This window comes from Alteromonas sp. AO-Serp (assembly GCF_017849675.1).
GTDB lineage: Bacteria > Pseudomonadota > Gammaproteobacteria > Enterobacterales > Alteromonadaceae > Alteromonas > Alteromonas macleodii.
The window spans coordinates 1-18,632 of the sequence record NZ_JAFLMX010000272.1; the positions used below are offsets into that span (position 1 = coordinate 1).

The 18,632-nt window shown below is 45.1% G+C and carries 17 protein-coding genes; 10 read left to right on the forward strand and 7 right to left on the reverse strand.

All coding sequences use genetic code 11. The features are described from left to right. Positions 1-34: 34 nt before the first annotated feature. The 5 genes from QVA83_RS17820 (at position 35) to QVA83_RS17840 (ending at position 2,451) form a co-directional block, all read left to right on the forward strand. A complete protein-coding gene (locus tag QVA83_RS17820) occupies positions 35-163 on the forward strand; it encodes a hypothetical protein (RefSeq protein ID WP_287498762.1) in 129 nt (42 codons plus the stop codon). A gap of 105 nt (positions 164-268) precedes the next feature. Then, positions 269-664: a Rho-binding antiterminator gene (locus tag QVA83_RS17825; RefSeq protein WP_287498763.1), complete on the forward strand. Its 396-nt coding sequence runs from the start codon at positions 269-271 to the stop codon at positions 662-664. Positions 665-712: 48 nt separating this feature from the next. Next, the gene (locus QVA83_RS17830) at positions 713-1,099 is read left to right on the forward strand and encodes a VOC family protein (RefSeq protein WP_287498764.1); all 387 of its coding nucleotides are present in this window, start codon (positions 713-715) and stop codon (positions 1,097-1,099) included. Positions 1,100-1,191: 92 nt separating this feature from the next. Beyond that, positions 1,192-1,503, forward strand: a complete 312-nt coding sequence (locus QVA83_RS17835) for a hypothetical protein (protein WP_353844115.1) — start codon at positions 1,192-1,194, stop codon at positions 1,501-1,503. A 222-nt stretch (positions 1,504-1,725) separates the two neighbouring features. Further along, complete coding sequence (locus tag QVA83_RS17840; protein WP_287498765.1) at positions 1,726-2,451, forward strand: YitT family protein; 726 nt, start codon at positions 1,726-1,728, stop codon at positions 2,449-2,451. Positions 2,452-2,876: 425 nt separating this feature from the next. Here the strand turns inward: QVA83_RS17840 and alr are convergent, their stop codons facing one another. Next, positions 2,877-3,953: an alanine racemase gene (gene alr / locus QVA83_RS17845; RefSeq protein WP_287498766.1), complete on the reverse strand. Its 1,077-nt coding sequence runs from the start codon at positions 3,951-3,953 to the stop codon at positions 2,877-2,879. Positions 3,954-4,143: 190 nt separating this feature from the next. On the opposite strand from alr, the gene murQ reads away from it, so the two are divergent. Next, complete coding sequence (murQ, locus tag QVA83_RS17850; RefSeq protein WP_287498767.1) at positions 4,144-5,157, forward strand: N-acetylmuramic acid 6-phosphate etherase; 1,014 nt, start codon at positions 4,144-4,146, stop codon at positions 5,155-5,157. Positions 5,158-5,175: 18 nt separating this feature from the next. Then, on the forward strand, positions 5,176-6,678 hold the full coding sequence (locus QVA83_RS17855) for an exo-beta-N-acetylmuramidase NamZ family protein (protein WP_287498768.1): 1,503 nt from the start codon (positions 5,176-5,178) through the stop codon (positions 6,676-6,678). Between the two features lie 159 nt (positions 6,679-6,837). Here QVA83_RS17855 and QVA83_RS17860 read toward each other — a convergent pair whose 3' ends face one another. Further along, positions 6,838-7,908, reverse strand: a complete 1,071-nt coding sequence (locus QVA83_RS17860; protein WP_156077834.1) for a mechanosensitive ion channel family protein — start codon at positions 7,906-7,908, stop codon at positions 6,838-6,840. 94 nt (positions 7,909-8,002) lie between these two features. After that, the gene (locus QVA83_RS17865) at positions 8,003-9,976 is read right to left on the reverse strand and encodes a glycoside hydrolase family 3 N-terminal domain-containing protein (RefSeq protein WP_287498769.1); all 1,974 of its coding nucleotides are present in this window, start codon (positions 9,974-9,976) and stop codon (positions 8,003-8,005) included. 196 nt (positions 9,977-10,172) lie between these two features. Here QVA83_RS17865 and QVA83_RS17870 point away from each other — a divergent pair, with 196 nt between their 5' ends. Together QVA83_RS17870 and ggt are read left to right on the forward strand one after the other, a co-directional pair. Beyond that, entirely contained in the window at positions 10,173-11,549 is a 1,377-nt protein-coding gene (locus tag QVA83_RS17870) for a Na+/H+ antiporter NhaC family protein (protein WP_156077832.1), read from the forward strand. 76 nt (positions 11,550-11,625) lie between these two features. Beyond that, positions 11,626-13,344 carry a gamma-glutamyltransferase gene (gene ggt, locus QVA83_RS17875; RefSeq protein ID WP_156077831.1) on the forward strand — a complete coding sequence of 573 codons (1,719 nt, stop codon included), beginning with the start codon at positions 11,626-11,628 and terminating at the stop codon, positions 13,342-13,344. A 114-nt stretch (positions 13,345-13,458) separates the two neighbouring features. On the opposite strand, the gene QVA83_RS17880 is transcribed toward ggt, so the two are convergent. Further along, on the reverse strand, positions 13,459-13,929 hold the full coding sequence (locus QVA83_RS17880) for a LabA-like NYN domain-containing protein (RefSeq protein ID WP_287498770.1): 471 nt from the start codon (positions 13,927-13,929) through the stop codon (positions 13,459-13,461). An 89-nt stretch (positions 13,930-14,018) separates the two neighbouring features. Here QVA83_RS17880 and QVA83_RS17885 point away from each other — a divergent pair, with 89 nt between their 5' ends. Next, complete coding sequence (locus QVA83_RS17885) at positions 14,019-14,726, forward strand: PepSY domain-containing protein (protein WP_287498771.1); 708 nt, start codon at positions 14,019-14,021, stop codon at positions 14,724-14,726. A gap of 52 nt (positions 14,727-14,778) precedes the next feature. Here QVA83_RS17885 and QVA83_RS17890 read toward each other — a convergent pair whose 3' ends face one another. From QVA83_RS17890 to QVA83_RS17900, 3 genes are all read right to left on the reverse strand, one after another. Then, entirely contained in the window at positions 14,779-15,195 is a 417-nt protein-coding gene (locus tag QVA83_RS17890) for a VOC family protein (protein ID WP_049588357.1), read from the reverse strand. Between the two features lie 11 nt (positions 15,196-15,206). Next, a complete protein-coding gene (locus QVA83_RS17895; RefSeq protein ID WP_156077830.1) occupies positions 15,207-16,613 on the reverse strand; it encodes an aldehyde dehydrogenase family protein in 1,407 nt (468 codons plus the stop codon). Between the two features lie 316 nt (positions 16,614-16,929). Further along, the gene (locus tag QVA83_RS17900; protein ID WP_014948109.1) at positions 16,930-18,228 is read right to left on the reverse strand and encodes an adenylosuccinate synthase; all 1,299 of its coding nucleotides are present in this window, start codon (positions 18,226-18,228) and stop codon (positions 16,930-16,932) included. Positions 18,229-18,632: the final 404 nt, after the last annotated feature.

Sequence of the window (18,632 nt, forward strand, 5' to 3'; positions counted from 1 at the left end):
TGTCTGTATCTTGTATTTATACCAATCCGCATAGATGATTGCCCACTCAGAAGGCGCTGGCAAGTTTCCTGGCGAAGCGTGGGAATGCAGGAATGGTGTTCCCTTTCAAATTCCCAGAATGAAGCTAGGAAGCTTGCCAGACCTTCCCGAAGGGCGAGTTTAAAATGTCCGTACTCTTTGTTGTGTCACCTTGATGTAGAACCACTATACCTGCGGTAACACGCCGCGATTACGAACATTTTAAATCTCGCTGAGTGGGAAATGATCTATGCGGACTGGTATTAAACATTGGTCGTTTACTGTGGAAAGTGAAGTGCTATGTATGCGCGGTAGATGCGGAAAGTTTTGCTGTGAACGTCAGGTCTACTCTACTAATTGGTCGCCACTTGAACAGCGAATAGGGGAATATGTGAACATAGCGTGCCAGCTTTACGACTACATCGAAATTGCCTGCATGTATGGGCTTGAGGTGAGCATAGTATTAAAAGACGGAAATACGATAAACGGTAAAGCATTGACCACAGTTATAGATAAACGCAACGACGTGGCCACAGAGTGTATTCAAATGTCCATCGACAAAACCAAGCAAAATATTGCGCTTAATGAAATCGCTCAACTTCATGCAATAATTGACAACCCGCATTTCAGCTCAGTCAGCTTTTAGGTAGTATGCGCAGCTAACTTAGCTTAACTTTCAAAGTGATCCTGATTTATGACGCAAAACCTCTCTGCCGTTACTTTTTTTGTAGACGACTACGACAGTGCCGTTGAATACTTCACCACGGCTTTAAACTTTACCTTAACCGAAGACAAAGTAACCGGCGAAAACTCGCGTTTTGTTCTGGTAACCCCACCACACAGTGCTACGAGCTTGTTGTTGGCGCAAGCAAAAAATGACACAGAAAGGGCACTCATTGGCAGCCAAGCCGCCGATAAAGTATTTTTAATTTTGAATACTGACGACTTCTGGCGCGACTTCAATGCCATGCAAAGCAAAGGGGTGGCATTTTTAGAAACCCCTCGGGAAGAAGTGTATGGTACGGTAGCCATCTTTAGAGATAAGTTTGGCAATAAGTGGGATTTGATCCAAACCACCTAATTGCACTTTATATAAGTGCGCCTTGTCGTTGCGATATTTTTTGCGGCAAGGTTTTAAATGAATAGTGTAAGGAAGTAGAGGAGAAGTAGCACGTGCAGGCCATGAAGCGTTCCATTATTGATGATGTTGTTGCAATAGCGGCAATAGCACTGTTGATCACTACGACGTTTTATTGGATAGAAGCAAGGCGCGAAGTCATAATTCTCTGCGATAATTTTACGCCTGGCGTATCGAAAAAAAGTGTCGAACGCCAGCTAGATACTGCAAACTTATTGTTGTGGGATACAGAGTTTGTTGCAAATGGCAGCAAAATTGAAGCATATAGCCCGCTACACTTAGGCATTATGAAATGCAGTGTAGAGTTTAATAAGCAAGATACCGTTGTATTCTCTATTGTTGAGTAATCAGACTCCCTAGCAGCTACCTCTACTTTTTGCGTTTTATGTGAACCAGCTTGGTGCAACGTTTACATCGACGCAACACCCTATTCACCGGTGCGCTAAAAGTCGTAAAGGCAAACTTACCTTCCGCCATTTATCGCACCGAGTTAACTTTTCATCTAGCTGTAACCTACTGTGTTGTAAACGTATAATTACGCTGTGTCTTCTTAACGCAAACTTTTTCTTATGCAAAAAACAAAACACAGTGTCATCGAGGATGTTTTCGCCCTGATAAGCGCCGGCTTGTTTGTTGCTTTTGGCGTATATTTATTTCAGTCTCAAGACTTAATGGTAGGTGGCGCGGCCGGCTTAGCGCTGTTAGGTACTTATGCCGTAGATATGGACTTCGGCTTGCTATTCTTTCTGATTAACTTACCGTTTTACACCCTAGCTTGGACGCAAATTAGCAAGCGTTTCACCATTAATACCTTTATATCCGTCACCACAGTTTCTGTACTAACCGAGCAAATTCCAGCGTTTGTGGATATTAGCCACGTAAACCCATTTTTTGCGGCGGTATTTGGCGGTATTTTAATTGGTGTAGGTATGCTGATGATGTTTCGTCATAGCTCAAGCCTTGGTGGCGTTGGTATTATGGCGTTCTATTTACAACAGCGTTTCAATATTAGAGCCGGTACATTCCAGCTAACCGTAGATAGCTGTATATTACTTAGTGCTCTGTTTTTCATCGCTTGGCCTTTAGTGCTGATTTCAATTTTAGCCGCATTTTGTTTGAACATGGTTATTTCGCTTAACCATAGACCAGAGCGTTACTTCCCAGTGCAAGGCGAATCTGAATCAAAAAAGGCAAACGCTGAGTCAAACAACGCCGATACCAATCACATGGAAAATCGTGCTGAAAACAGCCTAAAACAGTGCTTAGACAGCGAGCTTCGCGCACAAAACAGCTAAATTTACTCAGCCAGTCTTTGCCATTCGGTCATAAATTTTCGCTGTTACTCCCCTCAAAAAGAGACAGCAGCGATGATTAGGGCAACAAATAAAAAGCCCGGTTAGGCACAACCTAACCGGGCTTTCTTGTATCTTTTATTTGTATTCCTAGACGCCTACAACAAACCTATTGCTTCTTCTGAACAGGTCTTGACGGTCGACTTACTACTCCACGGTTCACTCTTGGACGAGAAAACGAAGTACGCATACAAACCTCACTTATGAGTTGTTGCTCAGCACAGTTGGAGGCGAAACATTCACCGCAATCCCGCAACCAAGCCGATATAGTATAGGCTCAAAATGGGGGTAAAAGTCTCATTCTTTTAATGAATAGTGCTTTATTAAAACTTATATAAAGATTGGCCAAATTGGCACTGCTTTGAAAGTTAAAGGTATTTTACAATGCGCGGCACCCGTTGAGAAACGCGGGTCATTAATTCGTAGTCGATAGTGTCAGCATTAGCCGCAACTTCCTGAATTGGCACATTCTGCCCCCAGAGTTCAACTTCATCGCCCACCGCGACGTTGTCGATATGAGTTACATCGATTGTGATCATGTCCATAGAAACGCGGCCAGCTAAATAGGCGCGTTTACCTCTAATCATTACCGGCGTACCGTTTTTGCAGTGTCTTGGATAGCCATCGGCATAACCAATGCCAACGGTTGCAATTTTGCTGGGCTTACTTGCTACCCAGGTTTGACCATAACCAATTCCCTCGCCTGCCGGTATGGTTCGTACCGCTAATACACTGGAGCGAAGTGTCATGGCAGGGTAGATTTCAATGTCGAGATTTTGTGAGGTAGAAACGGCACCGCCATAAACCCCCACACCTAAACGGTTCCAAGCATTTCGACTTGCAGGCCAGTTTACCGTGGCGGGAGAATTAGCCACGCTGGTTGGCAAGCCCAATTTACTCGCTACTTGATTGAACGCATCGATTTGCGTGTTGGTAAAGTTATTATCTACATCGTCAGCGCACGCAAAGTGCGTAGCAATAACCGTTTGCTCGCTAAGTAAATGATTGTACTTATCAGCAATCCCTTCGATATCGGAAAGGGCAAAACCCAACCGGTGCATGCCGCTATCCACTTTAAGCCAAATATGCGGGCGCTGCTGTTCGGGGCAGCTTTCTAACCACGTAAGCTGTTCTTCGCAGTGCATAACTAATATACAGTTATGCTGAAATGCCATTTGGCACTCTTTTGCCTGATGTGCCCCTTCTAACACCACAATAGGCGCAGAAATTCCCGCGTCGCGAAGCGCAATGGCTTCTTCAATTATTGCTACGGCAAAACGCGAAGAAACATGCTGAAGAATGCGCGCAACATTTACTGCTCCATGACCATAAGCATCGGCCTTTACTACCGCCATAGACTGACTTGAGGGCGCTAAAGCAGCAAGGGCTTTAAAATTATGTAAAAGGGCATCAGCATGAATGATAGCTTGCGTTTGTCGGCTCACAGAAAAACACGTTCCTTAAATGTTTAATGAGAAAGAATATCGAAAGCCAAAGTGTACCACGAGAAACGTATTAGCTGCGCAGGATTAATAATGAAAAACGTATCATCTAACGCAAGGTTTCTTATGGCATAAAATACCGTTATGCTTTGCGCTAGCTCATTATCACAATTTCGTTGCCCCAAGGTTTTCAATGTCTTCGCACAATTCTTCTACTTCAGAATCATCCGCCAACGCCAGTATTAAAAATACAGTCAGTACTGACAATGAAGCGGCAGGTAATAAACCCACCGTTAACGAATTAGCCCAGTCACTGAATAAAATTGTGTCCGAAGGCAGAAACCCAGACACCCTCGATATAGACACACTAAGCACGGAAGGCATTCTTGCCCGCATTAACAACGAAGACGCGAAAGTGGCAAACGCAGTTACCTCGCAAATTCCGCAAATTGGAAAAGCGGTGGATGCTGCAACCACTAGCATTAGAAATGGTGGCAGGCTTGTTTATATAGGCGCGGGGACCAGCGGCAGGCTGGGCATACTTGATGCCGTAGAGTGCCGCCCAACGTTTAGCGTGCCTGATGAACTGGTTGTTGGCGTGATAGCTGGCGGTGAAAAAGCCATTCAGCACGCCGTAGAAGGTGCAGAAGATGACGTCGACGCGGGGCGTGCTGATCTTGTAGCGCTGTCCTTAAACCACAACGATACCGTTATTGGTATTTCGGCAAGCGGTCGTACACCCTATGTAAGTGGCGCACTGGAATATGCCCGTTCGCTTGGCTGCTTTACTGGCGCTATTGCATGTAGCCCTAACGCCGCTATTTTTACCCATGCTGATGTAGCTATATGCCCAGTTGTTGGGCCCGAGGCACTTACTGGCAGTACGCGCATGAAGTCGGGTACGGCGCAAAAGCTAATTCTTAATATGATTAGCACCAGCACAATGATTAAGCTGGGGAAAACCTATCAAAACTTAATGGTAGATGTGAATGCCACTAACGAAAAACTAAAAGCCCGTGCGCTTCGCATAGTTATGCAGGCTACGGACTGCAGTGAAAATGCTGCTTTAGCAGCGCTTAGTGCGTGTAACAACAAAGCTAAAGTTGCTATTTTAATGGTATTAACGGGGCAATCTGCCGAGCAGGCCGCCGCTCAATTAGATGCTAGCGGTGGGTATTTACGTTCCGCCGTGAATAAAAGCGAATAACCACGGTAGCCTAATGCTATGAAAGTTTTAACTTCGGTCACATTGAACAAGGTTTTTAGACGCCTAACGTCGAGCGCATTCATTGCAATACTATCTTCAGCACTAATTAGCTTATCGCTTAACGGCTGTGCACAGCAAAGCTTATCTACACATGTATATACAAGTGATACAGGTGGCAACGCGAAGCATCCTACACTAATAGAAAAGCAGCCTGTATCAAGCACTAAGCCGTTTACTGTAGGCGCTGAACGCTATTCGAAATACCTGCCCTTGCTAGCAGGTAAACGGGTTAGTTTGGTGGTAAACCAAAGCGCGTTGGTTTCGAGCCACAGCGCATTGCCTTCTAGCACGGTTGAGCCTGAAGAGCGCGAATCGAGCAACAGCTTGGCTGCACAAAAAAATAAGATAAAGACAAGCCAGCGCAATCAGCACCTGCTTGATGCCCTTCTTCAACGCAGTGTTAATGTTGTAAGTATTATGTCGCCGGAGCACGGATTTAGAGGAGACAAAGGCGCCGGCGAAAAAGTAGATAGCAATATTGATGCTAAAACCGGTATACCTATTCACTCCCTTTACGGCGCAACCAAAAAGCCTACCCCCGACATGTTGGATGGCATCGACGTGATTGTTTTCGATATTCAGGATGTAGGCGTACGCTTTTATACCTATTTAAGCACCTTGCACTATGTGTTGGAGGCGGCATTTGCGCGTAATATCGACGTTATCGTGTTAGATAGGCCAAATCCTAACGGCCGTTATGTTGACGGCCCAGTACTTCAATCTGAATTTTCGTCGTTCATTGGCATGCATCCTATTCCCGTCTTACACGGTATGACCTTGGGCGAACTTGCTCAAATGATTGTGGGGGAACAGTGGTTAGATATTGACGTGAGCAGTTATGACAACGCTAAGCTTACCGTTGTCCCAGTGCAGGATTATCAACGCACTGCACATTATTCATTGCCCGTAGCGCCTAGCCCTAACCTGCCAAACGATTTATCGATACGCCTTTACCCAACGCTGTGCTTTTTTGAGGGCACCGACGTGAGTATAGGTCGCGGCACTGACTTTCCCTTCCAACTTATTGGCCACCCGTTTGTTGAATTTGGTAAAACCGAGATACCGGTAAATGCAAATAGCGCAGCGCCCCACCCTAAACATGAAAATACTCTGCTAAGTGCACATGTCTTTTCTTATGCTGATCCAACGATCTTTGAAGGCTCTGACTCTAAGCAAACAACTCACAAGCGCTCACCAATTAGTGGCTTAGATATCGCTACATTGACAGATGCCTATTCTCGTTTTTCTGAATATAACAAGATGATCAGCGCCAGTAATGCCTCTGAAGAAACCTTCTTTACTCGCCCAGATTTCTTCGACAAATTAGCGGGCACTGATGCACTACGAATTCAAATTCAGACTGGCAAAACGCCTACAGAAATTCGCCAAAGTTGGCAGAAAGATTTAAATAAATTTAGAGAAATACGAAAGGCCTATTTGCTTTACGACGACACGGATTGATCGACAGATAAGCACCTTTAGCTTTGAGAATTTGAGGTATCATATCAAGGTAAATGTGGAGGAAGTGTTAGCGATACTAAACTTACCACATAATGCGTAAGTAAATACTCACACCCGCATAGCCCCAGATTTAATGGAAGCTAAAAAAGTTAGTAAAAACTAACCTTCTTCATTTTTTGTTTTTACCAAAGCTGCGAGCTGAGCTTCAGCGGTGGCTTTTTGATGTTTAAGCTCATCTCTGTTTTCGCCGTCACTCTCAGCGATTTTTGCATCAATATCGGCGATCGTCTGCATCAGCGTTTCTTTACTTTTTTCTTTTTGCTCGGCCTCTTCAGCTTTGTCAAAAATAACGTCTTCAGGAGATGCTTCTTCTTGTTTAGTGTGTCCAGGCGATTTAGCTATCATTTTCAAGCCGTCAGGTTGGGGGCGTTGATTCATAAAGCTAGGAGAAACAATTTCAATATCGGCATTATGCAAAGCGTCGAGTACGGCTTTGTGAAGTCTTGAACGCGCGCTCAGCAAACTCTTTACTTCGGTTAGTAGACCTGAAATGCGATAACTTACTGAAAAGTCGCCTAACCCAACTACTTGTACAAATGGCTCTAACAGCTGAGCATTTTCAGCTGCAACAAGTAAGTGCTTTTCAATAATGCTGTGATGAATATCGTAACCTAAGCTGATATCCACACTAACAATTGCGCCAGACGCTCTGGTCACAGAAACGGGCGAATTCACCATCAGCGTATTGGCAAAGGCAATAAGCTCTCTGCTCTCAGTCTGAATTTCCACATCGAGCAAGCCCATTTCGGTAACGCGACCGCTGTAGCCTTCTACCTTGATAAAGTCACCCACTTTAAACGGACGATTTACACGAAGTACGATCCCCGCCATCAAATTCCCTACCATGGTGGTAGAAGAAAAGGCAATCACACCTGATATAAGTACGCCGATAAGTGCAATAACCTGATTTCTAGTACTCTCACTTACAGGGAGCGTCATTGCAATTACAACAGCGCCAATGATAGTAAGTACCAACATTCCAACTTGGCGAGGTAACTTCCGCTCACTAGTAAGATGGCTCTGCTTGGCTAGCAGAAGGTAGTGCAGTGCGATGAGCGCACTTATTACCAATACAATAGCGACAAGAAGCGGAACAAAAGGGAACAACGCACTTAATACCGTATCGACTAATGAAGTTTGCGTAGCACCTGATGTATTTGTTGTATTCACGATACTTCCTTTTGAAATGGCTTTTGAAATGGCTCTTTGTTCGCACTTAAATGGGCAATATCTTTGGTCTTGGTCTCTGCTTTCGCGTGGCCACCTATTTCAACGAAACAGGTGAACGTCCCTCAGCGAGCGCGCTACCAAGTATTACATCAACCAAAGCATTAAGACTATAGCTCGTAACGTGCTGATTTTCTTTGTCACTTTGCTGTGTAATGTTCACTGCATAACTAAATGTAGCAATAGCAACATCGGCTAGCTCTTTCACGTCATGCGCTTTATATGGCATGCGCAGTGGAGCAAAGACCACGGTTTTATTCTGTGCTTTCGCAGCAACCATTATTTTTTTGCTAAATGCCATCACCTCAGTCTCGCTTGCGCGTCGTTTCACATGCTCAGGTAAATCGACTCCTCCTAATTCATAGTTAGCATGTAGCGGACTAATATTACCAACCACCAGCACGTCAGCTTGTTTTAGTAGATTCATTGCTAATTGGGTTTTAGGTAACGCAGTTAACGGCAAACACGCAAACTCCAGAGTCTTATTGTTGAAGTTGGAACGTGCGCGTGTAAGCGCGGCTTCAAATGCTAAACATCTTGCTGCGTCTGGCATAAGCGCCAACCAGCGATTTGAAGTTATTGGCAACTCATCCTTCCCGAAGAGTACAGAAACTGACGATTTAGAAAGCGCTTTCTCAATTTGAATTCCTCGGTTTTTCAAACTGTTAGGGTTATTCATTGAAGCATTTTCTTTCGCTTCATTGAGCCACCATGACATGGGCTTGGAAATAAAACTTTGCAAAGCAAAGCGCTGTTTTGCCTTAATAATACGATTATGAGACGCTTTCAAGAAAGCGCTTTCCGACATTCGATTTGCTGCATTATCCAAAAGTAACGCGAACTTTTTTATGTCGTCTTGGTTTCTTATGGTGAACGGCATAAGCGCAATATCAGCACCTGCGCTGAAAGCACTGACTAATGCTTCTTCATGGGAGAAAAACTGAGTAATACCTGCCATGTCTAACGCGTCAGTAACGATAAGGCCTTGATATCCTAATTGGTTGCGAAGCAAATTGCTTAGTATCTTCTTCGACAAAGTAGCAGGAACTATTTGTGACTTACCATGCTTATCAATAATTGTCGTATCGTCTAAAGACGGGTACTGAATGTGTGCACTCATTACCATTGCAGGAGGCGTTGCACTATTAATGATATTCGCAAAAGGAAGGATGTCACCCGCCATAGCTTGCGCTTTGCTATGCGTTACTTGCGGCAGGCCACTGTGGCTATCTACATGGGTATCACCATGGCCTGGAAAATGTTTGATAGCGCTCATTACACCTGTACTTTGCATAGCACTGACAAATGTCTGCCCTAGTGCGGCTACCTGCTCTGGATTTTCCGAAAAGCTGCGTACGTTAATAACGGGGTTCTTCGGCTCGCTATTTACATCAACCGACGGCGCAAAATTGGTGTTTATTCCCAGCGGTAAAAGCGTTTGGCCAATATGAGATGCCACACTTTGCGCAAATGCGCTGCCTCGCTGATGAAAAGTGGCGCCAATGGCCATGTTACCCGCAAACGGCGAGAGCATGTCTGAAGGCAACCTTGCTACTCTGCCCCCTTCTTGATCGACAGCAATAAATAACGGCTGACGACCTGCTTTTACCATATGCTGCTGCATGGTGTAATTGAGCGTAATTAACTGCTCGGTATTTTGAATGTTCTCTGAAAACAAAATAACACCGCCGATGTTGTGCGTACTAAGCACATTTAAAAGTGACGGTGGAATTACGGTCATGGGCGTACGGCAGCGCGAAGACGGCGTATTGTCTTCACAGAAATAGCGAAAATCCAAAATGATTTTTTGCCCGAGCATGTTTTTTACAGCGCGAATTGTTTCGGCATCAGCGCTGGGCTTAGGATTATTCGAAGCGTTAGCACTTTCAGATTGAGCGGTTGCGCTAGCAGTAAACAGTGAAGCACTTAATAAAATGAGTATGCCTGACAAGATAGCGCTAAGGCCCATCAATGAAGCACGTTTTTTACAAATAACTTGCTGGAATAACAATGTTTATCTAATCCTTGGTAACACGAAGCACAATACGGTACGCTAGCATAAATGAGAGAAGCATGTTCGCCAACTTTGAACTGCAATCACACATTCTCTTACGCAAATAGACATACCTATAGGGCAAGTAGAGCGTAGTAACTTATCAAAGCTCAACAAGTCCTAGGCACACATAAATTTAAGTTTGGAAAGAAGTATGGATTGGATGTCAGTCATCCCCCCTCTTGTGGCTATTGCCGTCGTCTTTTGGAAAAAAGAAGTCATACTCGCATTAGCGCTGGCTGTTTTGTGCGCGGAAGCGTTAATTTTGGTAAATGCTGATATCGCTAGCAGCTATATGGCGCCCATTAATGCCATAGAGCGCGTGGTTGATACCGCCGCGAGTCCGGGCAATACACGGGTGCTTATTTTCTCTGTACTAGTGGGCGCGTTGCTCGCATTTATACGTGACTCTGGCGGAGTAACGGCAACGGTCAACTTTCTAGTAAACAAAGGGGTAGCGAAGAGTCGCAAACAAGTTGGCGGCTTGACCATGTTCACTGGCATCGCTGTATTCATAGAATCAAACTTAAGTGTGCTCACTGCCGGCATATTCGCCCGAGGTCTGTTTGACCGTTTCGGCATGAGCCGCGCGCGCTTAGCCTACATCATCGACTCCACCAGCGCGCCCGTTTGCATTTTGATTTTATTGAACGGCTGGGGGGCATTTATACTCAGCCTGCTCGATGCATACGAGCTACCAGCTTCGTCAGCCTCAATTTTATGGGGCAGCGTATTTTTTAACTTTTACGCTATCTTCACCTTACTTATTGTGGCCTACACTATTTCCGCTGACAAAGTGCACGGCCCCATGGCTGAGGAAGAAAAAGCACTCACGCATGTAGAGGTTAACCAAACTACGGAACCTGCCACCAAGGCACGTTTTATGTTGGTACCGCTAATAATAATGGTATTAAGCATGGTTGGCTTCATGTTCTGGACAGGTAATGGGGTATTGTCTGAAGGCAGCGGGAGCAAATCTGTACTTTACGCTACTGCTTTAGCCACTGCCATTGCCTATGGCCAGCTCTTAATCCACAAACGTTTTACCCACAAGGAAGCGGTAGAAATTGGTTTTAAAGGGATGGGTGAACTACTTCCTCTAGTAACCATAGTGTTACTGTCGTTAACCTTAGGCAATAGCCTTAAGGTGCTTGGAACAGGCGTGTTTGTTGCGGGCATAGTGGGAGAGTATCTTCCTTTAGTGCTTATTGTTCCCATGCTATTTATTGCCGGAGCGATCATGTCGTTTACCACAGGCACGTCATGGGGCACATTCGCCATCCTAATTCCTATTGGTGTGCCGCTGATTCAAAGTTTAGGGTTACCCCCTTCACTGGTCATTGGCGCTATTTTGGGGGGCGGCATATTTGGTGATCACTGTTCACCTATTTCCGACACTACTGCCGTATCTTCGCTAGCAGCAGGTACTGACGTATTAACGCACGTTAAAACTCAGTTTCCCTACGCACTATTTGCGGGCGCACTTACGCTTATTGCCTATTTTGTAGCAAGCTTGGTCATGCTTGGTTAATGCCGTTGATTAAAGTTTGCTGGAAGTCAGTTGCTAATCGCAAAGGTTTAGCAATGTCTGTAACAAGGAGTTTGTAATGAAAAAGCGGATAGCTAACATCGGGTTTATCTCGGTAATAGTGGCATTTATTTCAGTAGTGGCAGCGTGTTCCCATGCGCCAAATCCCCCTGTTGATAGTGCTAGCAACAATACAGTAGGGCTTAGCCAACAGGCCGTTGCCATGCCTGACAGCTACAGTGCCGATGCTGCAATGCAGGTACTCCAAGAAGGTGGTAACGCAATTGATGCTGCTATTACGGCACAGTTTGTCTTGGCTGTTACTCTACCTGAGGCGGGCAACGTAGGCGGTGGCGGCTTTATGACAATAAAGTTTGAAGATAGCACCGACTTTTTAGATTACCGTGAAATGGCACCTGAAAATGCGCATCGCGATATGTATCTTGACGAGCAAGGTGACGTAAAACCGTACGAGTCTTTGTTTGGGGCTAAAGCGTCTGGCATTCCTGGTACCGTTGCTGGTATGTGGGCCGCGCACAAAAAATACGGCACATTGGATTGGGAGCGTCTACTCGCACCAGCCGTTGATTTAGCCGAGCAAGGTTTTGTGGTTCACGAGAAGCTGGCCAATAACATTGATCACTATATTGAGCGTACCAAAGAAGCTTCTATCAATAACAACTTTAGCGAGTATTTTGCACACGCTAAAGCAGGCACTACCTTCAAACAGCCAGAGCTAGCGAAAACGCTTAAAGCTATTCAGCAACAGGGAAAGGATGGCTTTTATAAAGGCGATGTAGCAAAGCATATTGTTGATTTTATGCAGCAAAACGGCGGCCTTATTACCTATGAAGACTTACTGGCTTACAAAGCAGTGTGGCGCAAACCTCTTCACCTAAACTGGCAAGGTTATGAGCTGGTGACCGCACCTCCTCCAAGCTCTGGTGGTGTTGCCGTTGCCCAGTGGATCGGCATGCTAGAAGCCTATGACGCAACGCACGATTTGCCAGCGCAAAACAGTACTGAATACATTCACGTTATGTCAGAAATTGGTAAGCGCGTGTTTGCCGATCGCGCTGAATACATGGGCGATCCTGATTTTGTTAGTGTTCCGGTAGAAGCGCTCACTGACGCTAACTATATTACTCAACGCGCAGCAGATATTCAGCCTACCAGTATTTCTGATACCCCAAGCGTTAAGCCTGGTTTAAAAGAAAGCGAAGATACAACACACTTCTCTATTATGGACAGATGGGGTAACGCTGTTGCCAATACAACGACCATCAACCTCACTTTTGGTAGCGGTGTTGTTGTGACTGGCGCTGGCTTTTTGTTGAATGATGAAATGGACGATTTTAGTGCTAAGCCTGGCGTGCCTAACTTCTTTGGCGCAGTGGGTGGTGAGGCGAATGCTATTGAACCTTACAAGCGCATGCTGTCTTCTATGACGCCAACGCTGGTCACTAAAGACGACCAAGTGGTACTGGTAACAGGCTCTCCTGGCGGCACTACCATTATTTCGTCAGTAACTCAGTCGCTATTGAATGCCCTGCTTTACGATATGAGCGCTGAAGAGGCCGTGAACTCACCACGTTTTCATCACCAGCTATTGCCCAAAGACACCATTCGTATGCACGACGGGTTTACAGAGGCAACGGTAAATGAGCTTAAAGCAATGGGCTATACCATAGATAACCGTCGCTTTGGTGATGTGCATTTAATTAAGCGTACTAAAGAGGGTGTAGAAGCCGCATCTGAAAAAAGCGGACGAGGTAAGAGCCTAGTACAACCATATTAGTACAGCCTTATCAGCACAGGGCTGTTAGCTGAGCCACATTAGCTGAGCTCCACTAGTGTAGCTTTGAGAGCTCAGCGTAATTAGTTCAGCCTTGAACAAAGTACAAGCTGAAAACTACAACAACAGCGTGGCGTCGATAGGCACGTACTTAGACGCCACTTTTTGAATACTTTCAGCCGTTAATGCAGGAACACCGTACACCGTTACGGTTTTCCCTTTTGCTTTAAGGGCGTTTACAAGAATATCGAAATCGCCGTCGCCCGACACCAAAATGATCTCATCAACATCGTCGGCGTGTTCAAGTGCATCTACTGTTATACCTACATCCCAATCACCTTTCGCCGAGCCGTCAGCACGTTGAATGAAAGGCTTTAACTTTACTTCAAATCCAATAGCACGAAGAATGTTTTGAAATTCACGCTGCTTGCTGTCCCCCCTGTCTATGGCGTATGCGAAAGCATGGGCTATATCCAAGTTGTAGGTAAGTTCAAGCCAAAACTGGTTGTAATTAAAGTTGCGTTTGTACGCCTGACGGCAGGTGTAATACACATTTTGTACGTCTACCAGCACTAATGCTTTATTCAAAACCACCCTCTTCTTCGGTTTACTCGGTTATTGTTTTCTGATGTTATAGCCTTTTGATAATAAAACCAAAAAACCTGATGATGAAATTTATGCGCAAAGCGCACAACTACCTGGGCTTCATACTGTTCATTCAAATTGGTCTATGGTTCTTAAGTGGTCTGGTTATGGCGTGGTTACCTATCGATGAAGTAAGAGGCAACCACTTAAAACACGCCGTCACTACGTCGTGGCACAACGTTACGGTTACCCCTTCAGACATTTTGCGCCACCACAGTAGCGCTGCCGTACTTTCACTTACTCACCGTATAAATGAAGTAGACCATGCTGACCCAAACACGCTTGATGCTATTCCTGTTTATCATGTCGTGGATGACAACATTGCCTATCGCTACAGCGCATTAACAGGTGAAGCTTTGCAAACCATGCAAGAAAGCGCTATTCGTAATGCAGCAAAAGGGCAATACGCAGGTACTGGCGATATTGGTGAGACCCGGCTATTAAGCGTGTTGCCTCAAGAAGTGCAAAACCTGTCTGCGCCATTATGGCAGGTAAACTTCGATGACGACCTAAATTCGCGGTTTTATATCGACCCAAACACTGGCAGTGTTCTGCGCGTACGTACCGACACATGGCGGCTGTTTGATTTTATGTGGATGTTGCACATAATGGATTACAAGGACAGAAGTAACTTTAACACGCCGTGGTTAATTGCTTTTTCGGGCAGCGCCTTTTTGTTCACCCTTACAGGTGTTGCGCTTTTATATAAGCGCTTCAAACCAAAAAAGAAGAAGCGCTAGCCTAGTATCAGACAGCTCTTTGATGTACGGCAAAGAGCAACTGCCCCCATTATTATGAAGCGAAAAGCTGAGAAATATCGGCGAACGCTTTGAACTCTAACGCGTTGCCGAAAGGGTCTTTGAAAAACATGGTGGCTTGTTCACCCGGCTTACCTTTAAAACGAATGTAAGGTGCGATAACAAACTCGGTATCGGCAGCCTCTAATTTACTTGCCAGTGCTTGCCAATCGTCCATGGTTAGCACAACGCCAAAGTGCGGCACCGGCACAGCATGATCGTCTACCCCGTTATAGGCAGGCGGCGACGGCATAGCCTCTACACAATGGGTCACTAATTGATGGCCGAAGAAGTTCCAATCTATCCACTGGGTATCACTGCGGCCCTTTTCACAACCCAACAACTCACCGTAGAACGCTTCTGCGTCGGTTAAATTAGTGACCGGAATGGCAAGATGAAAAGGTTGAACCATGGAAACTCCTGTTATAAAAACTTCTTAAGCAACGACAGCTTAAACTTAGAAAACGGCGCATAACGGAAGAACACGTCGAGGGCGAATGAACGTTTCATTACCGTTTTAATATGGCTGAATGTATCAAAACCTGCTTGGCCATGATAGCTACCCATGCCGCTATTTCCTACGCCACCAAACGGCAACTCAGGGTTAGTCATAAACAGCATAGTGTCGTTAGTACACACACTGCCTGAACTGGTTTTGCTGATAATATTATCAAGCACATCGTCCTTATCACTAAATGCATAAAGTGCGAGTGGCTTAGGCCTGCTGTTCACGAACTTAATGCCCGCCTCCATGTTGTCAACAGTGATAATAGGTAGAATAGGGCCGAAGATCTCTTCTTTCATTAGCGGGCTATCTAGCGATGGCTCCAGTGCAAGGGTAGGCGCCATTGCAGGACGAGATTCATCTAGCTCGCCGCCATACACCACATTGACGTTTTCAAGGTAACTTTCAAGACGCTTTAAGTGACGATGATTAACAATATTGCCGTAATCTCGTGACGATAAAGGTGCTTTGCCGTATTGCTTTTTCAGCTCTTTTTTAACCGCACCAATAAGCTTTTGCTCAAAGCCCTTTTCAACAATGACATAGTCAGGCGCAATACAAGTTTGGCCCGCATTCATCCATTTACCCCACACTAAACGGCGCGCGGTGACAGCAAGGTTTGTGTTTTTATCAACAAAACAGGGACTCTTACCGCCAAGCTCAAGGGTTACTGGCGTTAAATGTTTGGCCGCGGCGCTCATGACAATTTTGCCCACCACTTCACCACCGGTGTAAAAAATATGGTCCCATTTGCAGGCAAGTAGCGCCGTCGCTTCATCTTTACCGCCTTCTATTACAGCAACGCATGAATTATCCATATATTGGGGGATAAGCTTAGCCACCAGCGACGAGGTTTCTTCAGCCAATTCAGAGGGTTTCAATACCGCACAGTTGCCCGCTGCAATAGCGGCGATATAAGGGGCAAGCAATAACTGAAGCGGATAATTCCACGCTCCGATAATAAGCACAGTGCCAAGCGGCTCAGGCTTGCGAAAGCTCTTACCTGGCCATGCCACCATGGGCGTTGATACTTTGCGTGGCTTTGCCCATTTATCCAAATGCTTAAGCGTATGCTTGATATCAGAAAGCAGAAACCCTTGTTCCGCTACCATGGCTTCGGTCTTACATTTGCCCAGGTCATTTTTAAGGGCCTGCAAAATGTCGTGCTGGTTGTCTTTCAGTAAAGTTTCTAATGCCTTTAACTGGCTTTTACGCCACTCCAAGGACTGGGTTTTCCCTGTATCGAAACTGTCGTTAAGCTTGTGAACAACGTCAACGAAACACACGCCAGTTTCCACTGCGTGAAGAGAAGGTCTATTTGGCATAAGAAGGCTCCGATAGCATAACACCCAATGCAACAATTCTATGGCTCGTCTTAAGATTGTTGTCGGGCAAAGCAGCGCAATAATTAACTGATACTATCTTATATTAATAGGGATGTTCGAAGACAACGCAACTAAATTGTTAATTAATGTTTAATGAGCTCGTATTTTAGGTGCAAGTGGCTGACGTTACACTTAAGAAGTATAAAAAGTTAACGTTGAAGCAATAACAAGATTATATAAAAGTAAAAGGTCAAAAAATTACAAACAAAAAAGCCCAGTGAACACTGGGCTTTTAAACATATTTAATGTGAAACTATTACGCGTCGTATGGGCTGCGTAAAACGATAGTTTCGTTTCTGTCAGGGCCTGTTGAAACGATATCAACCGGCACACCTGTTAGCTCTTCAAGACGCTTAATGTAGTTTTTTGCAGCTTGTGGAAGCGCTTCAAACTCAGTTACACCAAAAGTGTTGTCTGTCCAACCCGGCATTTCTTCATAAACTGGCGTCACTTTTTCGTAACCGTCAGCCGCCATAGGTGGAACGTCTTTCACGTTACCGTCTGCATCTTTGTAGCCTACACAAATTTGAAGGCTTTCAAGACCGTCTAGTACGTCAAGCTTAGTTAAGCAGAAACCTGTAATAGAGTTGATTTGTACTGCGCGTTTCATCGCAACTGCATCGAACCAACCCGTGCGGCGCTTACGACCTGTGGTCGCGCCAAACTCGTGACCTTTAACACCTAAGTGTTGGCCTACTTCACATTCTAGTTCAGTAGGGAAAGGACCTGAGCCTACACGCGTAGTGTATGCTTTAACAATACCCAGTACGTAATCTAGCTTAAGTGGGCCAAAGCCAGCACCCGTTGCTACACCACCCACGGTAGTGTTTGACGACGTAACATAAGGATAAGTACCGTGATCGATGTCTAGAAGTGTACCTTGTGCACCTTCAAACATAATAGGCAAGCCAGCATTGTGTGCTTTGTCTAGTTCGTCAGTTACATCAACAACCATTGCTTTAAGAATGTCAGCAACTTCCATTGCACCTTTTAAGGTTTCGTCAAAGTCTACTGCTTCTTCGCCATAGTACTGAGTAAGCGTGAAGTTATGCACGTCTAGCACTTCTTTCAGCTTTGCTGCGAAGTCTTCTGCATTAAACAAGTCGCCAACGCGTAATCCACGACGGGCTACTTTATCTTCATACGCTGGACCGATACCACGACCGGTTGTACCAATTGCTTTTGCGCCACGGGCTTTTTCGCGCGCTACGTCTAGTGCAATGTGATAAGGAAGAATAAGCGGACAAGCTTCACTAATCTTTAATCGCTCGCGCACTGGAACGCCACGCTCTTCAAGCATAGTCATTTCTTTCATTAGTGCGTCAGGGCTTAGCACAACACCGTTACCAATAATACAGGTAACATTATCGCGTAGGATGCCTGATGGGATTAAGTGAAGTACGGTTTTTTCACCGTCGATTACTAGAGTGTGACCTGCATTGTGTCCGCCTTGGTAACGAACAACATATTTTGCGCGATCAGTGAGTAGGTCTACGACCTTGCCTTTACCCTCGTCACCCCATTGAGTGCCGAGTACCACAACGTTCTTTGCCATGAATCATATGTGTAAGAAAATTAGGCGGGGATTCTACAAAATTCTAGGGCAAGGATCATCTCTTTTTCGAACAAAAATACGACTATTTTATTTTTATTTTTGAAATCACAAAGATGACCCACTGCCGCTCGAGCCTTTTTGAAATAAGGCTTGGCTTCTTATTTTTCAGCACAAACATTCTAAGACGCTAATTTTTAAAGCTTTCTAAACATTACCTGGTAAAAAAGCTGAACAGACGGTCTATCGCAGTCTGCGCTACGCCCCATTTATATAACGTTTTGCTATTATTCGCGGGCATTGGATGCTTAAAAGCTAATGAGGTATTCAAAGGGCTGAAAATATACCTCTGAATGTTGAATACAGGTTTAAGAGCACACTTTTCAGTCAACGGTAAAGTCGTACTC

Bases quoted from the DNA above. Each gene is read 5' to 3' on its own strand.
- QVA83_RS17900 (WP_014948109.1), bottom strand. From the start codon at position 18,228: ATGGCAAAGAACGTTGTGGTACTCGGCACTCAATGGGGTGACGAGGGT.
- QVA83_RS17820 (WP_287498762.1), top strand. From the start codon at position 35: ATGATTGCCCACTCAGAAGGCGCTGGCAAGTTTCCTGGCGAAGCGTGG.
- QVA83_RS17870 (WP_156077832.1), top strand. From the start codon at position 10,173: ATGGATTGGATGTCAGTCATCCCCCCTCTTGTGGCTATTGCCGTCGTC.
- QVA83_RS17890 (WP_049588357.1), bottom strand. From the start codon at position 15,195: ATGGTTCAACCTTTTCATCTTGCCATTCCGGTCACTAATTTAACCGAC.
- QVA83_RS17885 (WP_287498771.1), top strand. From the start codon at position 14,019: ATGCGCAAAGCGCACAACTACCTGGGCTTCATACTGTTCATTCAAATT.
- QVA83_RS17840 (WP_287498765.1), top strand. From the start codon at position 1,726: ATGCAAAAAACAAAACACAGTGTCATCGAGGATGTTTTCGCCCTGATA.
- QVA83_RS17855 (WP_287498768.1), top strand. From the start codon at position 5,176: ATGAAAGTTTTAACTTCGGTCACATTGAACAAGGTTTTTAGACGCCTA.
- QVA83_RS17830 (WP_287498764.1), top strand. From the start codon at position 713: ATGACGCAAAACCTCTCTGCCGTTACTTTTTTTGTAGACGACTACGAC.
- ggt (WP_156077831.1), top strand. From the start codon at position 11,626: ATGAAAAAGCGGATAGCTAACATCGGGTTTATCTCGGTAATAGTGGCA.
- QVA83_RS17825 (WP_287498763.1), top strand. From the start codon at position 269: ATGCGGACTGGTATTAAACATTGGTCGTTTACTGTGGAAAGTGAAGTG.
- QVA83_RS17895 (WP_156077830.1), bottom strand. From the start codon at position 16,613: ATGCCAAATAGACCTTCTCTTCACGCAGTGGAAACTGGCGTGTGTTTC.
- murQ (WP_287498767.1), top strand. From the start codon at position 4,144: ATGTCTTCGCACAATTCTTCTACTTCAGAATCATCCGCCAACGCCAGT.